This is a genomic window from Dysosmobacter segnis, assembly GCF_014297285.1.
In the GTDB taxonomy this organism is placed as follows: Bacteria; Bacillota; Clostridia; order Oscillospirales; family Oscillospiraceae; genus Oscillibacter; species Oscillibacter segnis.
The window spans coordinates 1-22,164 of the sequence record NZ_JACOQI010000014.1 but is presented as its reverse complement, the minus strand read 5'-3'; the positions used below and the strand labels follow the sequence as shown (position 1 = coordinate 22,164).

23 protein-coding genes, 1 riboswitch and 1 other annotated feature are annotated in these 22,164 nt (G+C 56.6%); of the genes, 14 read left to right on the top strand and 9 right to left on the bottom strand.

The window, feature by feature from the left end; all coding sequences use genetic code 11:
* Positions 1–68: 68 nt before the first annotated feature.
* Entirely contained in the window at positions 69–623 is a 555-nt protein-coding gene (locus H8Z83_RS13030; protein ID WP_187015446.1) for a glycosyl-4,4'-diaponeurosporenoate acyltransferase CrtO family protein, read from the bottom strand.
* A gap of 360 nt (positions 624–983) precedes the next feature.
* Positions 984–1,098, top strand: a riboswitch (FMN riboswitch).
* 148 nt (positions 1,099–1,246) lie between these two features.
* Here H8Z83_RS13030 and ribD point away from each other — a divergent pair.
* The 8 genes from ribD (at position 1,247) to H8Z83_RS12990 (ending at position 6,577) form a co-directional block, all read left to right on the top strand.
* On the top strand, positions 1,247–2,353 hold the full coding sequence (ribD, locus tag H8Z83_RS13025; protein ID WP_187015445.1) for a bifunctional diaminohydroxyphosphoribosylaminopyrimidine deaminase/5-amino-6-(5-phosphoribosylamino)uracil reductase RibD: 1,107 nt from the start codon (positions 1,247–1,249) through the stop codon (positions 2,351–2,353).
* Positions 2,335–2,994 carry a riboflavin synthase gene (locus H8Z83_RS13020; protein WP_187015444.1) on the top strand — a complete coding sequence of 220 codons (660 nt, stop codon included), beginning with the start codon at positions 2,335–2,337 and terminating at the stop codon, positions 2,992–2,994. The genes ribD and H8Z83_RS13020 overlap by 19 nt, the downstream gene beginning before the upstream one ends.
* Positions 2,995–3,009: 15 nt before the next feature.
* Positions 3,010–4,206 carry a bifunctional 3,4-dihydroxy-2-butanone-4-phosphate synthase/GTP cyclohydrolase II gene (locus H8Z83_RS13015; protein ID WP_187015443.1) on the top strand — a complete coding sequence of 399 codons (1,197 nt, stop codon included), beginning with the start codon at positions 3,010–3,012 and terminating at the stop codon, positions 4,204–4,206.
* Between the two features lie 21 nt (positions 4,207–4,227).
* Positions 4,228–4,698, top strand: coding sequence for a 6,7-dimethyl-8-ribityllumazine synthase (gene ribH, locus H8Z83_RS13010; protein WP_187015442.1), 471 nt, complete (start codon positions 4,228–4,230; stop codon positions 4,696–4,698).
* A gap of 14 nt (positions 4,699–4,712) precedes the next feature.
* Positions 4,713–5,123: a winged helix-turn-helix domain-containing protein gene (locus tag H8Z83_RS13005; protein WP_187015441.1), complete on the top strand. Its 411-nt coding sequence runs from the start codon at positions 4,713–4,715 to the stop codon at positions 5,121–5,123.
* Positions 5,124–5,175: 52 nt separating this feature from the next.
* Positions 5,176–5,541 (top strand): hypothetical protein, encoded by a 366-nt coding sequence (locus H8Z83_RS13000; protein ID WP_187015440.1) that lies wholly within the window; start codon positions 5,176–5,178, stop codon positions 5,539–5,541.
* Entirely contained in the window at positions 5,538–5,804 is a 267-nt protein-coding gene (locus tag H8Z83_RS12995) for a hypothetical protein (protein ID WP_187015439.1), read from the top strand. Before H8Z83_RS13000 ends, H8Z83_RS12995 begins: the two co-directional genes overlap by 4 nt.
* Before the next feature lie 86 nt (positions 5,805–5,890).
* Entirely contained in the window at positions 5,891–6,577 is a 687-nt protein-coding gene (locus H8Z83_RS12990; protein ID WP_187015438.1) for a DUF6100 family protein, read from the top strand.
* Positions 6,578–6,861: 284 nt separating this feature from the next.
* On the opposite strand, the gene tnpB is transcribed toward H8Z83_RS12990, so the two are convergent.
* Together tnpB and H8Z83_RS12980 are read right to left on the bottom strand one after the other, a co-directional pair.
* Complete coding sequence (tnpB, locus tag H8Z83_RS20205; RefSeq protein ID WP_366464270.1) at positions 6,862–7,059, bottom strand: IS66 family insertion sequence element accessory protein TnpB; 198 nt, start codon at positions 7,057–7,059, stop codon at positions 6,862–6,864.
* 66 nt (positions 7,060–7,125) lie between these two features.
* Positions 7,126–7,605, bottom strand: a complete 480-nt coding sequence (locus H8Z83_RS12980) for a GNAT family N-acetyltransferase (protein WP_187015436.1) — start codon at positions 7,603–7,605, stop codon at positions 7,126–7,128.
* Positions 7,606–7,989: 384 nt separating this feature from the next.
* Here H8Z83_RS12980 and H8Z83_RS12975 point away from each other — a divergent pair, with 384 nt between their 5' ends.
* The 5 genes from H8Z83_RS12975 to purF are packed head-to-tail and all read left to right on the top strand — an operon-like array spanning position 7,990 to position 13,616.
* Positions 7,990–9,081: a class II glutamine amidotransferase gene (locus H8Z83_RS12975; protein ID WP_187015435.1), complete on the top strand. Its 1,092-nt coding sequence runs from the start codon at positions 7,990–7,992 to the stop codon at positions 9,079–9,081.
* Complete coding sequence (locus tag H8Z83_RS12970) at positions 9,081–10,586, top strand: glutamate synthase-related protein (RefSeq protein WP_187015434.1); 1,506 nt, start codon at positions 9,081–9,083, stop codon at positions 10,584–10,586. The genes H8Z83_RS12975 and H8Z83_RS12970 overlap by 1 nt, the downstream gene beginning before the upstream one ends.
* A 53-nt stretch (positions 10,587–10,639) precedes the next feature.
* Complete coding sequence (locus H8Z83_RS12965; RefSeq protein WP_187015433.1) at positions 10,640–11,359, top strand: GltB/FmdC/FwdC-like GXGXG domain-containing protein; 720 nt, start codon at positions 10,640–10,642, stop codon at positions 11,357–11,359.
* 45 nt (positions 11,360–11,404) lie between these two features.
* Complete coding sequence (purC, locus tag H8Z83_RS12960; RefSeq protein ID WP_187015432.1) at positions 11,405–12,124, top strand: phosphoribosylaminoimidazolesuccinocarboxamide synthase; 720 nt, start codon at positions 11,405–11,407, stop codon at positions 12,122–12,124.
* A 4-nt stretch (positions 12,125–12,128) separates the two neighbouring features.
* On the top strand, positions 12,129–13,616 hold the full coding sequence (purF, locus tag H8Z83_RS12955) for an amidophosphoribosyltransferase (protein ID WP_187015492.1): 1,488 nt from the start codon (positions 12,129–12,131) through the stop codon (positions 13,614–13,616).
* Between the two features lie 179 nt (positions 13,617–13,795).
* Here the strand turns inward: purF and H8Z83_RS12950 are convergent, their stop codons facing one another.
* From H8Z83_RS12950 to H8Z83_RS12925, 6 genes are all read right to left on the bottom strand, one after another.
* Complete coding sequence (locus tag H8Z83_RS12950) at positions 13,796–14,857, bottom strand: iron-containing alcohol dehydrogenase family protein (RefSeq protein WP_187015431.1); 1,062 nt, start codon at positions 14,855–14,857, stop codon at positions 13,796–13,798.
* 41 nt (positions 14,858–14,898) lie between these two features.
* A complete protein-coding gene (locus H8Z83_RS12945; protein WP_207732059.1) occupies positions 14,899–16,125 on the bottom strand; it encodes a hypothetical protein in 1,227 nt (408 codons plus the stop codon).
* Between the two features lie 77 nt (positions 16,126–16,202).
* Positions 16,203–16,447, bottom strand: a binding site (T-box leader).
* Positions 16,448–16,782: 335 nt separating this feature from the next.
* A complete protein-coding gene (locus tag H8Z83_RS12940; protein WP_187015430.1) occupies positions 16,783–17,550 on the bottom strand; it encodes a MerR family transcriptional regulator in 768 nt (255 codons plus the stop codon).
* 265 nt (positions 17,551–17,815) lie between these two features.
* Positions 17,816–18,565, bottom strand: coding sequence for an EFR1 family ferrodoxin (locus H8Z83_RS12935; RefSeq protein WP_187015429.1), 750 nt, complete (start codon positions 18,563–18,565; stop codon positions 17,816–17,818).
* Positions 18,562–18,972, bottom strand: a complete 411-nt coding sequence (locus H8Z83_RS12930; RefSeq protein ID WP_187015428.1) for a peptide deformylase — start codon at positions 18,970–18,972, stop codon at positions 18,562–18,564. The genes H8Z83_RS12935 and H8Z83_RS12930 overlap by 4 nt, the downstream gene beginning before the upstream one ends.
* Positions 18,973–19,063: 91 nt before the next feature.
* A complete protein-coding gene (locus tag H8Z83_RS12925) occupies positions 19,064–19,288 on the bottom strand; it encodes a Lar family restriction alleviation protein (RefSeq protein ID WP_187015427.1) in 225 nt (74 codons plus the stop codon).
* Positions 19,289–19,561: 273 nt separating this feature from the next.
* On the opposite strand from H8Z83_RS12925, the gene H8Z83_RS19655 reads away from it, so the two are divergent.
* A partial coding sequence (locus tag H8Z83_RS19655) for an InlB B-repeat-containing protein (RefSeq protein ID WP_436231647.1) occupies positions 19,562–22,164 on the top strand: 2,603 nt, incomplete at its 3' end.

The following is a 22,164-nucleotide window of genomic DNA, read 5'->3' as shown; positions in this document are numbered from 1 at the left end:
TTTTACCGCAGAACCGGCTGCCTGCCCGGTGGATCGGGATGGCGGCCCTTTGCTGATCGGCCACGGATTCATCTGGCGCAGGCGGACGATGTGCGCTTGCGCTCCAGCAGCGCCATGATCCGCTGGCGGTTATACCGCTGCATCATCACAAACAGCAGGTCATATCCGGCGGACAAAACGGAGGTCACGATGAATACCGGGTATGCGCCAAAACGGAGCCCCGCCGCAATGGGCAGAAAGCTGAGCAGCGCGATCGTTTCATGGACCAGCTCCGCCTGACACATGGCCTGGGCGACCTCGTTCCATGTATGCAGACGCAGATCAAACAGCGCGTTGTCATAGGTGGGCATTCTGCGCTTCCACCGTTTTACCTTCAGCGCTTCATAGACCGCCATTTCCCGCCTGCCGACCCGGTACCACCGCTTGTAGAGATCCGCACGATTCTGCATCACTGCCTGAAATGCGCCTCCCACCAGCAGCCGCATGACGAGGTGGTAGGAAACCGTACCGAAGGTAATGGCAAGTGAAAGCGCCGGCCCGTAAGTGGCCTTTTTGTAGAAAGCGGTCAAAATGACCGTCCCAATCATGAAAAACAGCGCGGCCCGCGTCATTTTCTTTGCCATATCCGGTCACCTCATTCAGAGAACGTGCATTGTGTTTTCGCCGCTGCCGAGACACACGGCGATCCTTCAAAAAACGCAGACAGCTTGTCTTTGCTGGAGCTGCTCGGATGCGCATGTGAAATAGACGCTGTTTTTCTTGTCTGCGCCGCTCAGCTCTCTATGAGAAATGATACCACAGGACTGTGCAAAAAGCCAGTGCTTCCAATGCTTCTCTGCATGTCCTACAGCCGAAGCCGCAGTGCGAAGAGCATATATTTGATCTTCCGTCCCGAAAGTCTGGCCGTCCCGGTTTTGTCCCGGTTTGCAAAATGGCCTTGCAATCCACTTGCCGCCGTGCTATACTTTCACCGTAATTGAATAGAAAATCTTCAGGGCAGGGTGCGATTCCCTACCGGTGGTACAGCCCACGAGCCGCAAGGCATGATTCGGTGAAACTCCGAAGCCGACAGTACAGTCTGGATGAAAGAAGATGACAACGCAACGCAGGGGACTGCTTTGCGTCTATGGAAGTTGCTCTGGGATGTGTTTACATTCCGGAGCTTTGCTTTTACACAAGGATACTTGTGTTTTTCTGTCTTGCCCTGAACGATTCGTTCAGGGCTTTTTCTTTTGGAGGTAACAGTATGAACGATGCGGAATCTATGCGTCTGGCCTTGGCGCTGGCGGAACGGGGCCGGGGCTGGACGGCGCCCAATCCCATGGTGGGTGCCGTGATCGTAAAGGACGGCGCGGTCATCGGACAGGGCTGGCATGAGCGGTACGGGAAACCCCACGCGGAGCGCAACGCTCTGGAAGCCTGTACCGCCGACCCCGCCGGAGCCATCATGTATGTGACGCTGGAGCCCTGCTGCCACCACGGAAAGCAGCCGCCCTGCGTGGAGGCGATTTTGGCATCCGGCATCCGCCGGGTGGTGATCGGCTCCGCCGACCCAAATCCGCTGGTGGCGGGAAAGGGCGTGGCGATCCTGCGGTCTCACGGCGTGGAGGTGACGGAAAACGTTCTACGGGAAGAATGTGACGCGCTGAACAGGATCTTCTTCCACTACATCACCACCGGGCGGCCCTTCGTTTCTATGAAATACGCCATGACGATGGACGGCAAGATCGCGGCCTATACGGGTGCATCCAAATGGGTCACGGGCGAGACGGCCCGGCGCCATGTCCAGCAGCAGCGCCACCGGTTCCGGGGCATCATGGTAGGCGTGGGCACGGTATTGGCGGACGATCCCCTCCTGACCTGCCGTATGGAGAACGGGCGAAACCCCGTTCGCATCATCTGCGACACCCATCTGCGGACGCCGCCGCAGGCGCAGGTGGTCGCCACCGCAGACCAAATTCCGACCATCCTCGCCACCTGCTGCGCCGACCCGGAAAGACAGGTGGTTTACCAGCGGGCCGGGTGCCAAGTGCTCTGTCTGAATGAGGAAAACGGCCATGTGGATCTTCGGCAACTCATGGAGCGGCTGGGGCAGGAACAGATCGACAGCATTTTGCTGGAGGGCGGCGGAACGCTGAACTGGGCCGCGCTGGAGTGCGGCATCGTGCAGCAGGTGCAGGCGTATATCGCCCCAAAGCTGTTGGGCGGAAGGGACGCGAAAACCCCTGTGGAGGGCGTGGGCGTCCCCACCCCGGACGACGCTTTCCGATTGAAAAACAGCCGGATGGAACGGCTGGGCGAGGATCTTCTGATAGAAAGTGAGGTGGAATATCCGTGTTCACAGGAATCGTAGAAGAAGTCGGAGCCATCAAGAACATCAAGCGCGGGCAGCACTCCGCCGTCCTGACGATCCAGGCGAAAACCGTTTTAGAGGGGACCCGGATCGGAGACAGCATTGCCGTGAACGGCATCTGCCTGACGGTGACCCGACTTTTTCCCGATGGCTTTTCGGCGGACGTGATGCACGAGACGCTGAACCGCTCGTCCCTTGCGGGACTCACGGCGGGGAGTGTGGTCAATCTGGAACGGGCCATGGCCGCCAACGGCCGCTTCGGCGGGCATATCGTAGCAGGCCATGTGGACGGTGTCGGACACATTTCCGACATCCGCCGGGACGATACCGCCGTCTGGTACACCGTCCACGCGGGGCCGGAGATATTGCGCTATGTGGTGGAGAAGGGCTCCATCACCATCGACGGCATCAGCCTGACGGTGGCCGCCGTGGACGGCGAGGGCTTTTCCGTGTCCACCATCCCCCATACGGTGGCCCAGACCAATCTGAGCCAGCGGCGCCAGGGCGACCCGGTGAATTTGGAGACCGACGTGGTGGGCAAGTACATAGAAAAGCTGCTGCGTCCGGAAGAAACGAAACCGCATACCCCCGCAAACGAAAGCACCCTCACAAAAGAAATGCTGCTGCGCTGCGGCTTTTAACAAGGAGTTTTTACTATGAATTTCAATACCATTCCCGAGGCACTGGAAGATCTGAGACAGGGGAAGATCATTCTGGTGACGGACGATCCGGACCGTGAAAACGAGGGCGATTTCATCTGCGCCGCCGAGTTTGCCACCACGGAGAACATCAACTTCATGGCCACCCACGGCAAGGGCCTGATCTGTATGCCCATGTCGGAGGCCTTTGTCCGCAAGCTGCAATTCCCCCAGATGGTGCAGAACAACACCGATAACCACGAAACGGCCTTCACGGTGTCCATCGACCACATTTCCACCTCCACCGGCATCTCCGCCGCCGAGCGCTCCGTGACGGCGATGGCCTGCGTGGAGGAGGGCGCGAGGGCGGAGGATTTCCGCAGACCGGGCCACATGTTCCCGCTGCTGTCGAAGAAAAACGGCGTGTTGGAGCGGGAGGGCCATACGGAGGCCACCGTTGACCTGTGCCGTCTGGCGGGGCTGAAGGAATGCGGCCTGTGCTGCGAGATCATGCGGGAGGACGGCACCATGATGCGCACCGCCGAACTGCTGGCGCTGGCGGAGCGGTTCGGTATCAAGTTCATCACCATCCGGGACTTGCAGGCGTACCGCAAGTGCCACGAAAAGCTGGTGGATCAGGTCACGGCGGTGAATATGCCCACGAAATACGGTGATTTCAAAGCCTACGGCTTTGTGAGCCGTCTGAACGGCGAGCACCATGTCGCGCTGGTGAAGGGCGACATCGGCGACGGGAAGGACGTTCTCTGCCGGGTCCATTCCGAGTGCCTGACCGGAGACACCTTCGGCTCTCTCCGCTGTGACTGCGGACAGCAGCTGGCCGCCGCCATGACCCAGATTGAAAATGAGGGCCGGGGCATCCTGCTCTATATGCGGCAGGAGGGCCGGGGCATCGGCCTCATCAACAAGCTGCGGGCCTACGAATTGCAGGAGCAGGGCATGGACACGCTGGAGGCCAATCTGGCTCTGGGCTTCCACGGGGACGAGCGGGAGTATTTCCTCGGCGCGCAGATCCTGCGGGAGCTTGGCGTCAAAAGCCTGCGCCTGCTGACCAACAACCCGGACAAGGTGTATCAGCTCTCCGAGTTTGGGCTGGAAATCTCCGAACGGGTTCCGATCCAGATGGCGGCAACAGCGCATGATTTGTTCTACCTGAAAACCAAGCAGGCACGAATGGGACACATTTTGAAATATTAACAAAGAAAGAGGTACTTAATTATGAAAACTTTCGAGGGAAAGCTGGTCTCCAAAAGCATCAAGGTGGGCATCGTAGCCGCCCGGTTCAACGAATTCATCACCTCCAAGCTCCTCAGCGGCGCACTGGACGGCCTGCTGCGGCACGAGGTTCGGGAGAACGATGTTCATGTGGCGTGGGTTCCCGGAGCCTTTGAGATCCCGCTGGTGGCGTCCAAGATGGCAAAGAGCGGCAGGTATGACGCCGTCATCTGCCTCGGCGCGGTGATCCGCGGTTCCACCAGCCACTATGACTACGTCTGCAACGAGGTCTCCAAGGGGATCGCCGCCGTGTCTCTGGAAAGCGGCGTACCCGTTCTCTTTGGCGTTCTGACCACGGAGAATATCGAGCAGGCCATCGAACGGGCTGGCACCAAGGCAGGCAACAAAGGCTATGATTGTGCGGTCAGCGCTATCGAGATGGTCAACCTGCTCCACGAGCTGGACGCGGAGTAACACACAGACACACTATGATCATCATTCAAGCAAACGGGGCCGAGGGGGATCTGGAGGAAAAGATCCTGGCCCTTCTGCGGCGGGAGGACATCGCCGCAGAGCGGGTCTCCCTCAGCTCCCGGCACACGCTTACCTTCCCGGAGCTGACCATTGACGGACGTTCCCAGCAGGCGTTTCAAAACGGAACCGCGCTGGCGCTGACCCGGATCGAGTTCAATATGCTGCTGTTTCTCGCCAGCAATCCGGGGGTCACGCTTTCCAAGGAGGATCTGTTTTTCGCCGTGTGGGGCCGGGACAGCGCGGACACCCTGAAGGTCGTGGCGAATACCGTCTCCAATCTCCGTCGGAAGATGGGCGGCAGCCACACCTATATCCGCACGGTCCGGGGCGGGTACGTGTTCTCGGCGGTCTCCGCCACCGCCTGAAGTGTCCCCTTGAAAACAAATCGAAGTAACGGCGGCAGCGTTACGCAGCCCGGTGGGAAAAAGACTTTTTCAACACGCTGACCGCGGGGGTGTTCTCTGTTCCTGCTGCTTTGCAACTGCCAAAGCTAATGCAAAAGGTTATAAGGTATATGGAGAAAAAGAACTGGCGATGGCTGCGCAAAGAGAACTAGCTCGTATCAGACACATGAAGAACAAGCCCAAAGACAAGCTCCCTGATGAACGATTTTTCTCCATTTTCTCTTCAAAAACCGCGATGAACAATGCTCCATTTTTTCTAAAAACACCGTCACTGTACTGCTGTATTAAGTATGATTCCCAATGGGTGCCAGAGATTTTCTTTGTTGACCCCGTGCAAATCCGTGGGATGAGAGATAAGAACGGCGGGAGCAAGCAATGATTGAAAAGCTCCCATGCCATGACGAAATTGTCTATGAAATTCAGCGGGCCATTCAAACATTTGGCCCGCCGACCGCTCAATCTTTGATGAAAAGGCGTGCTCAAGTTACGGCATCAAATGAATGCGAATTCTCGGAAGAGTACTTCAATTTCACCTGCGCCGAGATGCAGAAACGCAGGCTTTTGACCCGTTCAAAATCCGGTGCGATCGTTAGTCTCGATGGCGAATTGCAAAAGAAAAGAGACAAGCAAGGAAGGAATTGAAGGGTGAAATTCTTGTTGCGCAAGTAGCCTATGGCACCGATTTTATTCTGCAATTGTTCTTAGAGAAACCGTAAATGGTGGCAGAAATGAACCTTGATTACGAAGCAATCGAGCATTTAAAACTGGCACTTAGTCGGCTTTCTAAAGCAAAGAGATTATTGCAGAACGAACTGATGAAAGTTGAATCATGCAATAATAATCGGTTAAGTAGAAGCGTCATTGAGGAATCATATGTCGCAGCTATCGATACCTTGAACAGCATTTCGTTTGCTCTGGAAGATATCAAATCGGTCGGACAAAACGATTTGTCTGACGTAAGTTTTGATAAAACGCTCTTCGATTTTGAATCATCATACGATGAAAATTTTGGTCTTCAATTCAAGTTTTCAAGATTACCAAACCTTAAAACATCGCGTGGAATTTCAAGATTGGCAGAGTGTTTTATCATCGAAATTGGAGAAAAAATCCTTACAATTATCCCTCGGGGATATCAAAAAATGGACGATATTGATACTATTTTTGTATCGCATTTTTTGAAAAACGGTCATCACCAATCACACTATTTTAACAATGATAATCTCGCAATTAAATCCATTCTCGATGCCATTGTTCCGCTCGTTTGTGTCGATGATGCGACCAGATATTGCGACAACTTTTATCTTTCACAGCATGATATGAACAAGTTTTCGGAACTCTACATCGTAAGAAAAGGCTGTACTAAAGCATGGGCTGCGGCACATAAAGAACTCGATTTTGCTCGTGCAATCATCTGATACGAGGCGACAGCAGAAGCAAAATCAATCTCCTAAAATGTAGCCCAAAAGATACAATTTTTAGCACGAAATTCATGCTAAAAAATCCCGATTTTTGCTCGATGATTTTTTAGCATGGTTGCAGCAGTAAAAAAGTGAGTAATTTCAACGGTTTCCAGCGATTTTTGTGGGCCGTTTTACGAAGGGGTGTAGAAAGCGTGCCGGAGAATCTCGAAAAAAAGCAAATTTTGCGGCATGGCCGCAGGGACATGGAACGGACATAATTAGCAACTTGGCCACATCTATTAGGACTTCCAATATCTGCTGTTGGATAACTGCTTGCTCAACAGAATGAAGCCATCCGGTTCCCACAGCAGCGCTTTCAGTTGGCTCCGGCTTTTACCGCAAAACAGGGACAAGCTGCTGTCTGTGGGATCCATCTGATAGTTCTGCTGCACAAGAGTCGCAAGCCCCGATCCCTTTGCGCATATCTGTGCGTCCACAAACGATGTATTCAGCCCCCAACTGTGACCGAGGAAGGGGAGCCCCCTTGCTGCGGGGCGGAATGGTCACAGCACATGGTAATACAGGAAAATATTCTGGTAGGAGCTGTCCTTCATAAGAAATCCGTTTGGGATCATTCCTACCTGCACAAAGCCAAGACGTTTATATAAGTGTCGGGCGTGGGTATTGTTTTCAACCACGGCATTGAACTGCATTAGCTTGAAGCCGTTGTTTCTGGCCTGTACAAGGCAATCGGAAACCAGCTGTTCTCCGATATGCTTTCCCCGGCAGGCGGAGTCGACCGCATAGCTTGCATTGGCAATGTGTCCGCACCGGCCGACATTGTTCGGGTGGAGAATATAAAGCCCGACGACCGTTCCGTTGTCATCTGCCACACCACAGTACGTCTGTGCGGCAAAGAATGCCCTGCCGCTTTCCTCGTCGAGAAGCTCCAGCTGCGGAAAGGCAACGCCCTCTTCGACAACTTCATTCCAAATATGTACCATGGCGGGTACATCATTTTCACTGTACTTTCTGATTTTCATAACGCGTCCCTCAATCGCTTCAAATTAGTTGCTTGAAATTTTCTGTTTCGGTTTCACTTCGACATTCGTCCATTTTGCACATGATAGCACGTCTGAACTTGAATGTATAGTGATAAAAGCCGGGGATGCGCGTTGTCACAGGGAAAGTGCTTGCTCAACTGTCGCCATGACCGGGCGGCTTCGCCGCTGCCGGAAGTCTGCGACTTCAGTTGTGGGTAGTTCAAAAGGATTGACAAGACAGAACACTTATAGTATGATAACAAATCATTTGTATATTTGATGAGCAATGACGTTCATTTTTTGGCAAGAGGCGTGACCCTCTGCTGAAAAATGGACGTCTTTTTTCGTAACGGAAAAAACGCCGTTTTGAGGAAGGTGAACATCATGAAAAGAGAAGGGCAGGTCCGCATCCCGTCCGGATGCGCGATCTCCGCTGTGATCTCCCGGGAGGGACGCCGGATGACGGGAGAGAAGATCGTGGAGAGCATGATCCCCATGCATGACCGCTCCAACGGTCTGGGCGGCGGCTTCGCCGCATACGGCATTTATCCGGAGTACCGGGACTACTATGCCTTCCACATTTTCTTTGACAGCCGGGACACCCGCAAGACCTGTGAGGCGCTGCTGAAGGAGGGCTTTGAGATCGTCAAGGCGGAGCACATTCCCATCCGGCAGATCCCGGAGATCACCGATGTGCCCTTGATCTGGCGGTATTTTCTGGCGCCTATGCAGTCCGTTCTGAACCGGCTGCAGCTGGACGCAGAGGAATACGTGGCCCGCATCGTAACGAAGATCAACGCAGAGCTTCGGGGCGCATACGTGTTTTCCAGCGGCAAAAACATGGGGACCTTCAAGGCGGTTGGCTATCCGGAGGACGTGGGCCGGTTCTATCGCCTTGAGGAGTACGGGGCGTACTGCTGGACGGCCCACGGCCGCTATCCCACCAACACCCCCGGCTGGTGGGGCGGCGCACACCCGTTCTCCCTGCTGGAGTGGTCTGTGGTGCACAACGGCGAGATCTCCTCTTACGACGCCAACCGCCGCTGCGTGGAGATGTTCGGCTATCAGTGCACGCTGCAAACGGATACGGAGGTCATGGCGTACATCGCGGATTACCTGCTGCGGCGGCAGGGACTGACGCTGGAGGAGACGGCCTCCGTGATGGCGGCTCCCTTCTGGAGCACCATCGAGCACATGGAGCCGCAGGAGGCGGAACGGCTGACATATCTTCGCAAGGTGTTTCCCAGCCTGCTGCTGACGGGGCCGTTCTCCATCATCCTCGGCTTTTCCGGCGGGCTGATGGCACTGAACGACCGGTTGAAGCTGCGGAGCATGGTGGTAGGCGAAAAGGATGACCGCGTGTTCATTTCCAGCGAGGAGGCGGCCATCCGGGTCATGGAGCCTGACGCGGAGAATATATGGGCGCCCATGGGCGGTGAGCCGGTCATCGTCCGGTTGAAAGAAGGGACTTACTGATGAAAAATTTCTATGTGCCGCCGCAATTTGAGGTGGTGCGGGACCCGCAGCGCTGCGTTAACTGCAAGGTCTGCGTGGAGCAATGTCCCAACGGCGTTCACCGCTTTGACGAGACCCATAACCGGATGCTGGCGGATGAGAGCAAATGCGTGGACTGCCAGCGGTGCGTGGCGTACTGTCCCACCCACGCTTTGAAGATCGAGAAAAACCGCTGCGCCCTGCGGGAGAGCGCCAACTGGTCCTCCGATGCCGTGGAGGAGATCTGGAAGCAGGCCGCCACCGGCGGCGTGCTGCTGTCCTCCATGGGCAGCCCCAAGGAGCTGCCGGTCTACTGGGACCGTCTGCTGCTCAACGCCTCCCAGGTCACGAACCCGCCCATCGACCCGCTGCGGGAGCCGATGGAGACCCGGGTGTTTCTGGGCAAGAAGCCGGAGCGCATCCGGCGCGACGCCCAGGGGCGGCTGATCACGGAGCTGACGCCGCAGCTGGAGCTGTCCATGCCGGTGTTGTTCTCCGCCATGAGCTACGGCTCCATCAGCTTCAACGCTCACGAGAGTCTGGCAAGAGCGGCGGAGGCGCTGGGGATCTGCTATAACACCGGCGAGGGCGGACTCCACGAGGACCTTTACCGCTATGGGCGCAACACCATCACCCAGGTGGCCTCCGGGCGGTTCGGCGTTCACGAGGACTACCTGATGGCCGGCGCGGCCATTGAGATCAAAATGGGGCAGGGGGCCAAGCCGGGCATCGGCGGACACCTGCCGGGGGCGAAGATCGTAGGCGATGTTTCCCGTACCCGCATGATCCCGGAGGGATCCGACGCGATTTCCCCGGCGCCCCACCACGATATTTATTCCATCGAGGATCTCCGGCAGCTGATCTGCTCCTTAAAGGAAGCAACGCAGTACCGGAAACCGGTGATCGTCAAGGTAGCCGCGGTCCACAACATCGCGGCCATCGCCAGCGGCATTGCGCGGGGCGGCGCGGACATCATTGCCATCGACGGCTTCCGGGGCGGCACCGGCGCCGCGCCCACCCGGATCCGCGACAATGTGGGTATCCCCATTGAACTGGCGCTGGCGGCCGTGGACCAGCGGCTGCGGGAGGAGGGCATCCGCAATCAGGTGTCCCTGATCGCAGGCGGCAGCATCCGTTCCTCTGCCGACGTGGTCAAGGCCGTGGCTCTGGGGGCGGACGCCTGCTATATCGGCACGGCGGCGTTGATCGCCATGGGCTGCCACCTCTGCCGCACCTGTCAGAGCGGCAGATGCGCGTGGGGCATCGCCACGCAGCGCCCGGAGCTGGTCAAGCGGCTGGACCCCGACGAGGGCACGGAACGCCTCATCAATCTGATGACGGCGTGGAAGCACGAGATCATGGAAATCATGGGCGGCATGGGGATCAATTCCATCGAGGCTTTGCGGGGCAACCGGCTGATGCTGCGGGCCGTGGGGCTGACGGAAAAGGAGCTGTCCATTCTGGGCGTGGCCCACGCCGGAGAGTAAGCGGCAAAAAATGATTCCGATCCACCGGAAAAACAGCGGAGGTGTGATAGTTCATGGATATTCAAGCAAAGGGTCTGGATTACCGGGCCTTAAATGAGGCGATCCGGGCTGCCGGGCCGTCATGCCGCATCACCGGCTGCCTTGGGCAGCGGTTTATCGGCGCGGGCATGAGCGGACGCCGGGTGGAGATCGACGGCATCCCCGGCAACGCCCTGGGCGCGTATCTGGGGGGCGGTTTCCTTACCGTCAACGGCAACGCACAGGACGCCGTAGGCGATACGATGAACGGCGGTTCCATCGTGGTCCGCGGCAGCGTGGGCGACACGGCGGGCTATGCCATGCGGGGCGGCGAGATCTATGTCCAAGGCAACGCGGGCTATCGGGCAGGCATCCACATGAAGGCCTATCAGGACCAGCAGCCGGTGATCGTCATTGGCGGCCGGGCGGGGAGCTTTCTGGGGGAATATCAGGCAGGCGGCACGATCCTTGTGCTGGGACTGCATACGGACGGAAAGCCCGCCGCCGGTTATTTCCCCTGCACGGGACAGCACGGCGGGCGCGTGATTTTCAGAGGCGATGTTTCCGCCATCCGCTTCCCGGATCAGGTGACGCCCCATCCCCCCACGGAGGAGGAGACCGCCCTTCTGCGGCCGCTGGTGGAGCGCTGGTGCGCCCTGTTCGGCGGCGACGCGGAAGCATTGATGGACGGGCCCTTCACCGTGGTGACGCCGGACAGCAAAAACCCGTACCGGCAGATGTACGCGGCCAATTGACATTTTTGATCATTTTTATGCGCAGATGCGCAGGAGGAGCAGAACATGCAGAAGTTAGAACAGATCTACGAGGGCAAAGCAAAAAAAGTATTCAAAACCGATGATCCCGAGCTGCTCATCGTGGATTACAAGGATGATGCCACCGCGTTCAACGGTCTGAAAAAGGGCACCATCCTCGGCAAGGGCGTCATCAACAACCAGATGAGCAACCGCCTGATGGCCAAAATGGAAAAGGCCGGCATCCCCACCCATTTTGTCAGGGAGCTGAGCCAGCGGGAAACGCTGGTGAAGCGGGTTGCCATCGTCCCTCTGGAGGTCATTGTCCGCAATATCTCCGCCGGTTCCTTCGCCAAGCGCTACGGCGTGGAGGAGGGCATCGTGTTCGATCAGCCCACCATCGAGTTTTCCTATAAGAATGACGCGCTGGGCGATCCTCTGCTGAACACCTATCACGCGCTGGCATTGAAATTGGCCACGGCAGAGGAGATCGAGACCATCAAGAACTATGCCTTCGCTGTCAACGAGGTGCTGAAAGCGTTCTGGGCCGAGTGCGGTGTGACGCTGGTGGACTTCAAGCTGGAATTCGGCAAGGTGGCTGACGGGTCCATCGTGCTGGCTGACGAGATCAGCCCCGACACCTGCCGCCTGTGGGACGCCAAGACCCATGAAAAGCTGGATAAGGACCGTTTCCGCCGGGATCTGGGCGGCGTGGAGGACGCCTACGCCGAGATCATGAAGCGCCTGCTGGATCACGATGCCCAGTAAATCTATGGCGTGCACGGATCTTGATAAGGCGGCTCCGGCTGCCGGCGATGACCGCCACCTCCACGAGGAATGCGGCGTATTCGGCATTTACTCCAATGTCACCGCCGATGTGGCCTCGTTAGCCTATTACGCTCTGTACGCCCTTCAGCACCGCGGGCAGGAAAGCGCCGGTATCGTTGTCAACGATGACGGCCTGTTCCGCTCCTGGCGGGATGTGGGGCTGGTCAGCGATGTGTTTCCCAAGGAGCGGCTCCGCTCTCTGGGGCTTGGCAACATCGCCGTCGGCCATGTGCGCTATGGCACCACCGGTTCGGACAACAAGCGCAACGTCCAGCCCATTCTGGTCAACCACTATAAGGGCCGCATGGCGCTGGCCCACAACGGCAACCTGACCAACTCTCAGGAGCTGCGCCTCCAGCTGGAGAGTCAGGGGTCGATCTTCCATACCACCACCGATTCCGAGGTCATCGCCTACATCATTGTGCAGGAGCGGCTGAAGCACAGCTCCATCGAGGAGGCGGTTTCCGCCGCCATGGACCGTCTGGTGGGGGCGTATTCTCTGGTCATTTCGTCCCCCAGCAAGCTGATCGCCGTCCGGGACCCTCACGGCTTCCGTCCCCTGTGCATGGGGAGGCTGAAGGACGGCAGCGTGGTGTTTGCCTCTGAAAGCTGCGGACTGGACGCCGTGGGCGCCAGCTTTGAGCGGGATATTCTGCCCGGAGAGATCGTGGTGGCGGACAAAAACGGCGTCAAGTCCGACAGATCCCACTGCGGCATCGCGCCCCGGAGACTGTGCGTTTTTGAGTTCATCTACTTTGCCCGCCCTGACTCCGTGATCGACGGCAGCAGCGTTCATGTGGCCCGTCAGCGGGCCGGCGCGTTCCTCGCGCTGGAGCATCCCGTGCAGGCGGACATCGTCATCGGCGTGCCGGACTCCGGTCTGGACGCCGCCATGGGCTACGCCCGGCAGTCCGGAATCCCCTACGGCATGGGCTTTATCAAGAACAAATACATCGGCCGCACCTTTATTTCTCCCACGCAGGATATGCGGGAAAATGAGGTCAATATCAAGCTGAACCCCATCCGCTCCGTGGTGGAGGGCAAGCGCGTGGTGCTGATCGATGACTCCATCGTCCGCGGCACCACCTGCCGCCGCACCATCGACCTGCTGCGCAAGGCCGGCGCGAAGGAGATCCACATGCGGGTCAGCGCGCCGCCCTTTGTGTCCGAATGCTACTACGGCACGGATATTGACGACAAAAACAAGCTCATCGCCAACCACCACACGATTGCGGAGATCGCTGAAATCATCGGTGTGGATTCTCTCGGCTATCTCAGCCTCAGCGATGTGGTGAAGCTGGCCGACCATACGGAAAGCGGCTTTTGCACCGCCTGCTTCGGCGGCGGCTATCCCACCTCCATCCCGCAGGATTCCAACAAGGACCGCTTTGAATGTAAAATCAGCGAGCGGGAGAAGCAGGAATCTGTGTGATTGCGCCGGACGGGGCTTTTTCTCGTGGCGGGCAGGGGGGATCTCCCATGCCGCTTCCCTCAGTCTGCTGTTTCTCTCCCCAAATGAAAGGATGACCCCTGGAGCAACAGGTCGATCAAGACCGTTTGCTCCGGGGGTTTTTCTGACTTTTTCTGACGGAAACGGTTCGCCTTGCCGGGTCAGCCGACCTGCTCCAGCTCCATCACCGCGTCGATCAGCATTTGCTGGGCGACGGGGTAGGGCCAGACCCGAACGTCGATGCCCGCCAGCGCCTTTTCCGTCACGGCGGGCAGGTCCTCCGGTCTGGCGTGGATGTCCGCCAGATGGGTGGGCAGGCCGATGGAGCGGTTGAAGGCCAGCAGCCGGTCCCGCTCCGCGTACTGCTTGTCGGCGGTGAGCATGACCAGGATGCCGTAGGAGACCACCTCGCCGTGGAGATGGTGGTATTCCTCTGTGGAGGGCAGGATGGTAAAGCCGTTGTACATGGCGTGGGCCATGCCGGTGGTGTAGTCCACCTGAACGAAGTTGGAGACATAGCCGGTGGAAATGATGATGGCCTCGATGATCTCCGTCAGCTCCGGGGTGACCCTGTGGGCCTCGCAGTCCGCCATGGCCTGCTTGCCCCAGCGGAGGATGGGGGCGGCGCACATGGAGCTGAGGGCGATGCCCATAGCGTCGGAGTGGGCGGGCACATCGTTGCGGGAGGAAATGGTACACTCATAGTGCTTGGCCATGGTATCCCCCATGCCGGCCCACAGGTAGCGGGCCGGGGCGTTGGCGATGATCTCCGTGTTGATGAAAATGTGGTTGGGCGGGATCTTGGAGAAGGAGTATTCCCGCAGGCTGCCATCGGGATGGTACACGATGCCCAAACTGGTGCAGGAGGCGCAGGTGGAGGCGATGGTGGGGAAGGTGAAGAAGGGCCGGTTGGTCTCGTGAGCCAGCACCTTGCAGGTGTCGATGGCCTTGCCGCCGCCCACCGCGAAGATCATGTCGGCGTCCGCCACCTGAGGCCGGAGCATATCCATGTTTTCGCGGGAGGCCTCGCCGCCGTACCAGAAGGTGCCGGTGATCTCAATGCCGGAGCCTTCCACCGCCTTGCGGATCTGAGGCTCCGCAGCGGCCAGCGCCTTCCTGCCGCCGATGATGGCGGCCTTTTTGCCATAGGCGGAGCAGATATTGACAATATCCTCATAGGCGTCAGGGCCTACGGTATATCCCGGAAAAAGAGCTTTTTGCATAATAAACACCTCTTAAAAAACGCTTGGTTGATGAGACGGGCTCAGTCTGCGGTCACCGGATTGGCACGGACGCTGCTGCGAACGGCGGGAGTGGCTTCCTCCTCGGCGTTGGCATTGGCGAAGGCGTGCTCCTTGCAGTATTTACGGTTCTTGTATACGCCAACGGTCAGGAAGGGGACCACCACAACGGCGATGCCCAGATAGCCGCAGTAGCCGTAGCCGTACTTGATGATGTTGGTGAGGCCGGCCATGGAGATGGTCATGGAGAGGACGATGATGAACGCGGAAACGATGGCGCTGCGGACCGGGGCGGACTGGATGCCGCTGAACACGGGAAGCTTTTCAAACCGGGCCACAAATCCGAAGATGGTGGTCACGCCGGTGGAGATGAGGCAGAGGAGCAGGCAGGTGCCGTAAACGGCCACCATAGCGGGGATGCCGATGATCTTGCAGACAGTGAGGGTGGGGATGGTGGAGCCGCCCTCCACGGCAGTGTAAACGCTCTGCCAGCTCATGAGCATGAACACGGAGAGGACCAGGGCGACGGCGTTCATCACGAAGGAGATCCACATGGCCTTAGCGCAGCCCGGCTTGTTCTTCATGGTGGTGCCGCAGGCGATCATGGTGGGGAGGGTCACGCACTGGAAACCGGCGTAGGTAAAGGCGTTGAGGATGGCCTTGGGCATATTCATGAAGCCGGTAGTCTCAAAGTCGGCGGCGAGGACGGAGAAGATGCTGCTGTCGCTCTTGAAGATGCCGATGACATAGATGCTGATGGCGGTGACCAGAATGGCCATGCCCATGTAGGTGGAGGCGGCCCGGACGATGCCTGCGCCGAAGATGGTGAGCATCAGGACGACGACGCCGACAATGGCAACGCCAATGTAATAGTTGATGGTGAAGTAGTTGTTCAGGGCGGAGGCTGCGCCGGAGATGGCGGCGGCGACGGCCATCAGCACCATGATGTAGAAGAATACCTCGAAGGCCCATTCGATCTTGTCAAAGGGATGATACAGCGTTTCAAAAAGCTGCTTGTAGCTCGTCAGGCCACGGGAGTTGTACATGATCATGGCCTCCCGCATGGTAAGGGTCAAAAGCAGCATGGCTGCGATGGCGGAGATGATGCCGGTCCAGCCCAGACCCACGTAATAGGTGTTGGCCTGGTTGCCGGTGGCGAAGCCGCCGCCTGCGTGGGCGGAGAACAGGACCGCACCGACGGAAAAAGCGGCAAAGAAGGGCGTCTTGGGGACTTTGGTGTTGGTTTTCATGATTTCTTCCTCCTGCAAATGTTGTCCGATGGTTGGCAGGAAAAACAAAAAACCTTTCGTCGCTCCTGCCGGTTGGCAGAAGAGACGAAAGGTAGAAAACCCTCCGCGGTACCACTCTTCTTTGTTTCCTGTATTGGAAACACACTCAACGGGATACCATCATATCCCTGCTACTGTAACGGGAGCTCCCGTCTGCATCTACTTTCAATTCGACGCAGCCGCTGTACAGCCAGTTCGGCAGCTTGATCGCGCTGTGCCTCGCACCAACCGGCACTTCTCTGAGAGGATCGCCCTGCTTACTACTCTGTGTCATCGCGTTTTTGTTGGTTGCATCATAGCAAGGTGAAAACCAAATGTCAACAGCTTTTTTGCCCGCATTTCATCTTTTGTAAGAGTTGCAGCAGAAAAAAGAGCGGGAGGTTTTTCAATTTCGTGCAAAATAAATACGCGGGAAATGCGCCGTCCTGCCTCGGCCGGATTGGGCGTTCGGATATGCAGAGATGCGGGATCACAGCCAGCGGGAGCCGCGCTTTTTTGCGCAGATCCGATACAAGGGCCGGCGGTTCAAAACCGCCGGCCCTTGCGGAAGCCTGATTTTACGGTGCCCGCCGGAGACAACTCTGGCGGGTATGGAGATAGGCGCTGTGCGAAATACCATTACACGATTGGCAGGATGACCTGAGTGATGAACTTTGCGGGGTCCTTATGCTGGGGCGGCCCCTCCAGATAGGTATGGCGCAGGATGCCCTGCGGCGTCAGGCCGTGCTCCTTGGCGTAGTCCAGAAGCTGGCGGCCCACGGCGGGGAGCTCCTCATACGCACCGTGGTGATAGATGCAGATGGCCCGCATAGGCGCTGCGGTCTCCACATATTCTCCCTCACTGCCCGGGGGAACGGCCACGCAGAAGGACACCTCGGCCGGGCGGTCGATAGGGAATTGGATGAAGTACATCCGCCGGGTGATATCCGTACCGTGGGCCCGCATGGCCTCCAAAGCCGTGTTGCGGAGCAGAACGGTCTTGTCCGCCACGTTATCGCTGCGGTAGGTGCGGCGGTATATGAGCTGCTGCGGCAGCTCCAGCTCCTTGACCTGAGCGGAGGATACCTTGGCCCGCTCGTACAGCTTTTCGATGTTGAGATTCAGCTGGTCCCGCATTTCCTCCATCCGGCGAATGAGCGGCATCAGATCCGTGGAATCGTTGTAGTAATCCCGGATCTCATCCAGCGTCAGTCCCAGATTCTGCAGACTGCGGATGCTCCGCAGCTTGGTAAAGGTATCAATGGTATAGTAGCGGTTGTTGGTGGCGTCATCCCGCTTATCCGGTTCGATCAGCCCCCGTTCCTCATAGTGAAGGATGATGCGGCGGGTCACGCCCAATGCCTTGGCAATCTCGCCAATGGAAAACAGCTTGTCATCGCGTTTCATAAAAAACCTCGGAGTCAAAAAGAGTTCTCCTGCTGTATATCGGTGGGTGGCGTACGATTTAATATTACAAAAAATGAGCAAAAATGCAAGGGAAAAGTTTGGCTGCCGTGGGAAACTGCCGCAATTTTCTCCACTCGCACCGGAGGCGGCAGTGCGCGAAAAAGCGAGATCAAAACCTCTTAAATATAGCCTCTTCGTTCCAACAAAAACTATGCGCAGGGCGGCTGCCCTGCACATAGTCTGCAATTGCGTGTCCAGAAGCCCCTCACAGCGCTTCAAAGTGATACCGGGGCTTGCCAAGGCTCTTTTTTCCGTACTCGATGGCCTCCGCGGGGCAGTAGCAGATGCAGGCCATGCAGTGGGTGCAGTTCTGCCCCCAGACGGGCTTCCCGGTTTGCAGGGTGATGTTGTTGGTGGGGCAGCGCCAGACGCACTGGCCGCAGCCGGTGCAGGTGTCCCCAACGGTGAAGGCGGCTGCCTTCACGAAGCAGGAATAGAAGATGGGATTCACCGGCCCGCTCATGAAGCGGTCATAGAGCTTCCTCCGGGACGGGGGAAAGGCCCGGTTTTCCCGGACGGCGGCGATCGCATTGTCAATGTCCGGCTCCGCTCTGGCCACGATCTGCCGGGCTTCCTCCACCTGAGGGGCGTTGAACATGGCAATGTAGTTCTCCGGCATGACGAGCTGCGCCGTGCCCATGCAGGTAAGGCCCTTCGCCTGACAGAGACGGCGGTTGTACCGGTCGGCATCGCCGATCTCGCTGCCGCAGGTCATGACGAACCACGCCTGCTTTGCCTCGGCCAGCTCCGTGTGCAGCAGCCAGTCCTCCACGATGCGGGGGATCCGCCAGGCGTAGGTGGGCGTGACGATCACCAGCCGCTCCCCAGTCTCCACCGGGGCGGTGTCCCCGGCCTTGATGCGGTCGTTCAGGCACAGCAGCGGCTCGCCCAGCCCGTCGGCAATGCGCCGGGCCGCGTAGCCGCTGTTCCCGGTGCCGGAAAAGTAAAGAATCATATCAAAATCCCCTCGCAGTGGTCGATCTCGTGCTGGATGATCTCCGCCGTCCAGCCGGTGAAGGTTTTCAGCCGGGTCTGGAATTTTTCATTTTGCCACTGGACCTTGATGGTCTGGAACCGCTTCGTTTTCCGGACGCCGGCGAGGGAGAGGCAGCCCTCCTCGGCCTCATACGGCCCGGACTGCCGGACGATGACGGGATTGAACATCACCATGTACGTCCCCTCGTTGTCAAAGGCGATGATGCGCTTATTCACGCCGATCATGTTGGCCGCCATGCCCACGCAGCCGTCCTTGTGGGCGGTCAGGGTGTCCAGCAGGTCCTGGGCTGTGGCCAGATCATCCGCCGTGGCGGGGGCGGCCTTCTGGGAGAGAAACGTCTCATCCCTGCAGATCTCACGAATCATACTGTGTTCCTCCCGGAAGCTTTTTTCTGTATTGTATCAGCCAAAGGAAAAACGCGCAAGTGCGTTCACTTGCGCGTTTTTTGCGTGGGAATCAGTCACACATGCCGTTGTGGATCACCTTGCCGATGTTCCACAGGTAGGCAGCCTGACGGGCGGCCTCCAGCCGCTCCTCCGGCGTCTTGTAGCTGACGTGGGCGGTCTCCGTGCCGCAGTTCAGGCAGCACGCATACATGCACCAGCCCTGCTCGTCCTCAATATAACCGGCGCCGCGGCATACGGGGCAGTCCTCCAGTTCGATCTCGTTGATGGGATCCATGGTCATCTCTCCTTCGTTTTGTTTTTTCAACGGGAATAGTATACCACGGTTCCATCGGTATGGCAATGAAAATCGACGGGACTTTGCCGCGGAGGTGACTTCCGGTCAGCACTCCCGCTGTTTTTCTGCTTTTTCGGACAGCTTCACAGGAATTTTCCTATATTTACCCGGTAGGGTACTTGCATATTCCGGGCGGGGGGAGTATGCTATAGGTATCTATCAGCCCTGCAGCGGTAGCGGGGCACATATTTTATACTCATGGGAGGATACAGTATGAAACGAAAATTTCTATCAATTTTGCTGACGCTGGCAATGGCCTTGACGCTGCTGCCGACAGCGGCAATGGCGGACGAGACGCCGAGCGAGGGCGGCGGATCTGCGCCGGTGGAAGCACCTGTGGAGACCAAGGTTGCTCAGATCGGCGATAAACAGTATGCGACGCTGGCTGAGGCTGTTGACGCGGTTCCGACGAACAAGACTGAAACTGAGATTGTTTTGTTGAAAGACTATACTGGAAGTGGTATTAAAGTAGTTGCGGACAAGAATATCGTATTCAATTTAAATGGCAATACTTATACCGTCAATAAGCCGACTGTTGGGTCTCCCAACACTGAAACGAATGGTTTTCAGTTATTGAAAGGTTCCAAGGTCACATTTAAGAACGGCACTCTTAACAGTGTAACCGGAGCGGATAGCCTGCCAAATGGCGGTATTTTGATTCAGAATTATTGTAACCTTACGCTGGAGAATGTGACGCTGGATACCAGTGCGAACAGCAATATTAGCTATGTTATCAGCAATAACTTTGGTTCTTTGACCGCTAAGGGTAATACTGTCATCAAGGCTGCTGGTGGAAAAGTCGCATTCGACCTGTGGTATGGAATGGATAAGAACGGACTCTATGATGACGGTGTGTCCGTGACCTTTGGAGACGATTTTACCGGTTCTGTGACCGGAAAGATTGAGTATGGTGCACATAGTCGAGTTCCTTCTGATTCTAATTGGAAGGACAAGGCAAGACTCACTATTGCCAACGGTAACTTTGACACTACATTTGTAGACAGCAATAACAATGATGGTGTTGCGCCGGAGGATTTCAATATTTCCATCTCCGGCGGCTATTTCATCTCCGACCCGACTGCATATCTGGCAAAGGATTGTAAGATTGAAATGGTTGGCAACGCCTATGGTGTAGTGCCCGATTCCGATGCAGTTGCACAGAATGGTGAAAAGACATTCGTTTCCTTGCAGAATGCTATTAACGATGCTAAGGACAACGATACGATCAAGCTGCTGAAGGATGTTGACCTTGGTAATACGGTTACTGTTGCGAACAAGACTGTAACGTTGGACATGGCAGGCAAAACTATCTACAACACAAAGGATTTGTGGGATAGCAAGTCGAATGCTTGGTCGCTGATTTCTGTTCGGGAGAACGGCAATCTGACCATTACCGGTGATGGTACACTCAAGGCAAGAGTAGATGATTGCTATGCACTGGATACACAGGAAAAAACTGCAAAACTGACCGTTGAAAACGGTACAGTTATTGGCAATGTTACTGCGGTATACATTTATCAGGGCGAAGTTAATATTCAAGGCGGTAATTATTCGATTCAGCAGCTGAATAGTAACGGTGTACAGGGTCCTTATGATGTAACGATTAACTGCTATGATGGCAATTATAAGAATAAAACGGCTAAGGTTACTGTTACTGGCGGCTATTTCGCATACTTTAACCCTGCTAATACTAAGGCTGAGGGTGCAGGCACAAACTTTGTTGCAGACGGCTATATTTCTGTAACCAGTGATAAGTCCGGCTACGATTACATGGTGACCGAGAAAACGGACACTGGCAACATCACAGTTAAGCCTGATGTTGCAGACCCGGAAGTTACGGTAAGTGACTCCATTTCCAAGGAAGATAAGCAGAAGGTTGAAAATGCAGCTAAGACTGTTTCCGCACCGACTCTCGGCGCAGCAGCAAACGCTCAATCTCAGCAGATTAATGCCGAAAAGGCAGCTGCCTTGATTGCAAATGCGACGGAAGTAGATCGCACTAACGCTAAACTGTACGTTCAGGTCTCCTTGAAGGTAACTCCGACTGCTTACACTGATACTACCGGAAATAAAGAACTGGCGTTGGAAATCACTCCGCAGTATCGCATTGTAGCATCTACTGCTGATAAAGCAGATGACATCGAACTGTCTGGTAGCTCTAAAAATGCACAGGTTGTGCAGAATTATCAAAATCTGACGATTACTGCCCCGACTGTTGTTACGATGGAATTGCCGACGGGATTTGCTAATGCCAATGACAAACTGAGTATTAAGCACATCAAAGACAATGGAACCGTGGAATATTACACCGGTAAAGTTACTGCGGACGGTGGTAAACTGTATTTGACCTTTACTACCAATGGTTTTAGCCCCTTTGTGATTTCCTCCGCTGTTGCATCTATCGATGGTGTGATGTATCCTACCTTGGCTGAGGCTGTGGCTAATGTTGACAGCGGTAAGACCATCAAGCTGGAAACAGATTGTGCGGAGGCTGTGACCGTATCCCGCACCGTAGCATTTACTTTGGATGCTAACGACCATACCCATACCGGAAAGATTGTCTCCGGCAGTTACACCGTGGAAGCCAATGCAGCGGTCACCTCTGTGGCTGGTTATACCGGTGCATTCGCATTTGCTTATACGGCCCCCTCTCATTCCTCCTCCGGCGGTTCCAGCTCTTCCTCCAGACGCTATGACGTCTCCGCGCCCTCTGTCAAGCACGGCGATGTGACCGTCAGCCCCAAGAGCGCCTCCAAGGGCGATACCGTGACCATCACCGTCAAGCCCGACAGCGGCTATGAGCTGGACACCCTGAC

Coding starts and splice junctions, on each gene's coding strand:
- ribH (WP_187015442.1), top strand. CDS start 4,228: ATGAAAACTTTCGAGGGAAAGCTGGTCTCCAAAAGCATCAAGGTGGGC.
- H8Z83_RS12990 (WP_187015438.1), top strand. CDS start 5,891: ATGAACCTTGATTACGAAGCAATCGAGCATTTAAAACTGGCACTTAGT.
- H8Z83_RS12930 (WP_187015428.1), bottom strand. CDS start 18,972: ATGATTCGTGAGATCTGCAGGGATGAGACGTTTCTCTCCCAGAAGGCC.
- H8Z83_RS12940 (WP_187015430.1), bottom strand. CDS start 17,550: ATGAAACGCGATGACAAGCTGTTTTCCATTGGCGAGATTGCCAAGGCA.
- H8Z83_RS12935 (WP_187015429.1), bottom strand. CDS start 18,565: ATGATTCTTTACTTTTCCGGCACCGGGAACAGCGGCTACGCGGCCCGG.
- H8Z83_RS12965 (WP_187015433.1), top strand. CDS start 10,640: ATGGATATTCAAGCAAAGGGTCTGGATTACCGGGCCTTAAATGAGGCG.
- H8Z83_RS12925 (WP_187015427.1), bottom strand. CDS start 19,288: ATGGATCCCATCAACGAGATCGAACTGGAGGACTGCCCCGTATGCCGC.
- H8Z83_RS12945 (WP_207732059.1), bottom strand. CDS start 16,125: ATGAAAACCAACACCAAAGTCCCCAAGACGCCCTTCTTTGCCGCTTTT.
- H8Z83_RS12980 (WP_187015436.1), bottom strand. CDS start 7,605: ATGAAAATCAGAAAGTACAGTGAAAATGATGTACCCGCCATGGTACAT.
- ribD (WP_187015445.1), top strand. CDS start 1,247: ATGAACGATGCGGAATCTATGCGTCTGGCCTTGGCGCTGGCGGAACGG.
- H8Z83_RS13005 (WP_187015441.1), top strand. CDS start 4,713: ATGATCATCATTCAAGCAAACGGGGCCGAGGGGGATCTGGAGGAAAAG.
- purF (WP_187015492.1), top strand. CDS start 12,129: ATGGCGTGCACGGATCTTGATAAGGCGGCTCCGGCTGCCGGCGATGAC.
- H8Z83_RS12970 (WP_187015434.1), top strand. CDS start 9,081: ATGAAAAATTTCTATGTGCCGCCGCAATTTGAGGTGGTGCGGGACCCG.
- H8Z83_RS12975 (WP_187015435.1), top strand. CDS start 7,990: ATGAAAAGAGAAGGGCAGGTCCGCATCCCGTCCGGATGCGCGATCTCC.
- purC (WP_187015432.1), top strand. CDS start 11,405: ATGCAGAAGTTAGAACAGATCTACGAGGGCAAAGCAAAAAAAGTATTC.
- H8Z83_RS13030 (WP_187015446.1), bottom strand. CDS start 623: ATGGCAAAGAAAATGACGCGGGCCGCGCTGTTTTTCATGATTGGGACG.
- H8Z83_RS12950 (WP_187015431.1), bottom strand. CDS start 14,857: ATGCAAAAAGCTCTTTTTCCGGGATATACCGTAGGCCCTGACGCCTAT.
- H8Z83_RS12995 (WP_187015439.1), top strand. CDS start 5,538: ATGATTGAAAAGCTCCCATGCCATGACGAAATTGTCTATGAAATTCAG.
- H8Z83_RS13015 (WP_187015443.1), top strand. CDS start 3,010: ATGAATTTCAATACCATTCCCGAGGCACTGGAAGATCTGAGACAGGGG.